At 41.9% G+C, this 2,619-nt stretch carries 2 protein-coding genes; one reads left to right on the forward strand and one right to left on the reverse strand.

The genetic code is table 11. The annotated features are described in order from the left end of the window. Window positions 1–744 precede the first annotated feature (744 nt). Window positions 745–1,362: a c-type cytochrome gene (locus CAG68_RS21295; RefSeq protein WP_005379248.1), complete on the reverse strand. Its 618-nt coding sequence runs from the start codon at window positions 1,360–1,362 to the stop codon at window positions 745–747. A gap of 159 nt (window positions 1,363–1,521) precedes the next feature. On the opposite strand from CAG68_RS21295, the gene yihA reads away from it, so the two are divergent. Next, complete coding sequence (gene yihA / locus CAG68_RS21300) at window positions 1,522–2,181, forward strand: ribosome biogenesis GTP-binding protein YihA/YsxC (RefSeq protein ID WP_017635019.1); 660 nt, start codon at window positions 1,522–1,524, stop codon at window positions 2,179–2,181. The last annotated feature ends 438 nt before the right edge of the window (window positions 2,182–2,619 follow it).

Here is a 2,619-nt window from a genome sequence, read left to right on the forward strand (position 1 = left end):
CTTTGTTTACAACCTATAAAGCTAAATAAGTGCAGTAATCTCAATTCAAGTTACGACCGAGCAAGTCAACGGATATAAAAAAAGCGACAGTCAGACTGTCGCTTTCTAAGTGCCATCAATTGGCGAAACTGTGTTGCACACATTTGGTGCACCAATGATCCCTTTGTTTTTAGAGCTTTCCCTGCCAAAAAGAGTTGTTTTTCATCTTCCTGATGAGTTTTGGCTATCCGTTTACTTCCTGTCTACTGAGCAACTTCCTGTGCCTGATCCGTTTCACTGTCTTAACCGTCAGACGAGATGACCATCCTTATCTGATAGGCTCCCTACCTATCTAAATCCCTTTCTAAATCACCAAGCATCCGAGCTACATCCTTGGAGACCTAAACCGTGGTCTTAAATCCTTACATTCACTCCCTGTGAACGACTTCTACTTTACGCCATCCCGTTATGCTCACAAGTAATGGGTTGAAAAAATAATCCGCCTATTTTTCTAAAAAATCAAAATTATCATTTAATCAAAAACTTAAAAGCACTAACAAGAAAAAGCCAACATCAAGTATGGCAAATGTCTCACAAACTGCCGAGCCAACTATCGCTTTCGCATCCAAACTCGACTGTGATATCTGTCACGAACAAAAATGCCCTAGTGGATTCACTAGGGCATTTTTGTACAAGTTGCTCGAACGATGTAGGGACATCTACCCAACCAGCTCAAGATGCAGGATCTTGAGCGATTTAGGTATATTAGTGCAGACCGCCAACGTATTTAGACAGCACTTCGATATCTTCGTCTGTCATTTTCTTCGCGATGTCGCGCATCATGGCATTCATATCATTACCACGGTCGCCATCACGGAATTTTTCTAGCTGAGCTTTGATGTAGTCAGCATGCTGACCAGAAATTTTCGGGAAACCTGAAAGCTCAGTACCATTGCCACGAGGACCATGACATGCAATACATGCGGTTAGGCCACGCTCGGCATCACCAGCGGTATAAAGCGTTTTGCCTTTTGCTACTACATCTTCAGGTGTTGAGTTTTCTGAAACTGGTAGCGAAGCGTAGTAAGCAGATAGGTCTGCGATATCTTCATCGCTCAGTGGCATTGCCATACCACTCATTACAGGATCGTAACGACCTTGTTTACCACCACTTGTCATGCCTAGCTTAAGTTCTTTTAACTGCTTCTCAAGATACTTAGCGTGTTGGCCTGCGAGTTTCGGGTACGTTGTTATTGCACTGTTGCCATCTGCTCCGTGACAGGCGACACAGGTTTGTGATTTTGCTTTACCAGCCTCAATATTACCTTGGGCCCATACTGAGCAACTGGCTAAAAGACTCAAAATTAGCGCTAATTTCTTCATGACATTCCATTATAATTATCAAGCTTCCAGTACCACGGAATGTGAACATACCGCGTACACTCATGGTACAATAGGCGACCTTATGCCGAGCACGGTTATTTTACACATTTTCACAAAAAAGTAATCAATCGACTACACAAAGTCGAGATGGAGTTAACAGTGAGCGTAAAAATTCATTACCAAAATACGCATTTCATCACCAGCGCACCCGATATTCGTCACCTGCCGGAAGACGAAGGTGTCGAAATTGCGTTTGCAGGACGCTCAAACGCTGGTAAATCGAGTGCACTTAACCGTCTAACTAATCAAAAAAGCTTAGCCAAGACATCAAAGACACCTGGTCGTACGCAATTAATCAACCTTTTCAAAGTAGAAGAAGGTTGTCACATTGTCGATCTACCTGGATACGGTTTTGCTCAAGTACCGGTAGAGATGAAAAACAAATGGCAGAAATCTTTGGGTGAATACCTACAGAAACGCGAGTGCCTAAAAGGCTTAGTGGTTCTAATGGACATTCGTCATCCAATGAAAGATCTCGACCAACAAATGATTTTCTGGGCCATCGATAGCCACATTCCTGTGCAGGTTTTGCTAACCAAAGCAGATAAACTAAAAAGTGGTGCACGCAAACAAACTCTACTGAAAGTTCGTAAGCAAGTAGAAACTTTCGGTGGTGACGTTTCTGTTGATGTGTTCTCTTCACTGAAAGGATTAGGTGTCGATCAGCTACGTGCAAAACTGGATACCTGGTTTGCACCAGCACTAGCGCACCTGATAGAAGAAGACGAACAAGAGATACCAGCGAGCGATGAAGAATAATTAACAATATTTGTTAAATTTCTTCGACACGGCCCTGCCATTTGGTGGGGCTTTTGTTTATCTGAACTAAATAACAGGCAATAAAAATCCCCGCCTTCCTGGCAGGGATAACGGGAGAGAAAAATTGGTAATTATTGTTATGTGACGAAGCATTGCTGAACTGAGATTCGATTTCAATAGGTTAAAAAGCGCTCTTGTTTCCTGTGCATCACCAAACATTCACTCGAAAAACACCCAATAGCTTTACAATTCAGACAGTTAAGCCAAGCAAAGCTTCAAAAAAGATGTAACTTAGTTTCCTTCAAGAAAAAATAATAGTGTGACTGGCGTAAATTTACAGGATGAATAACGCGATAAATTTGAAGGAAAAATCGAAATTTTGCAGTGATTTAGAAAGGTCAAAAAAGAAGGTTTCTGAAGGCTTACTTTAAGCTACTG

Origin of the sequence: Vibrio sp. V42_P2S4T144 (assembly GCF_009904715.1) — a bacterium.
Taxonomy (GTDB): Bacteria; Pseudomonadota; Gammaproteobacteria; order Enterobacterales; family Vibrionaceae; genus Vibrio; species Vibrio alginolyticus.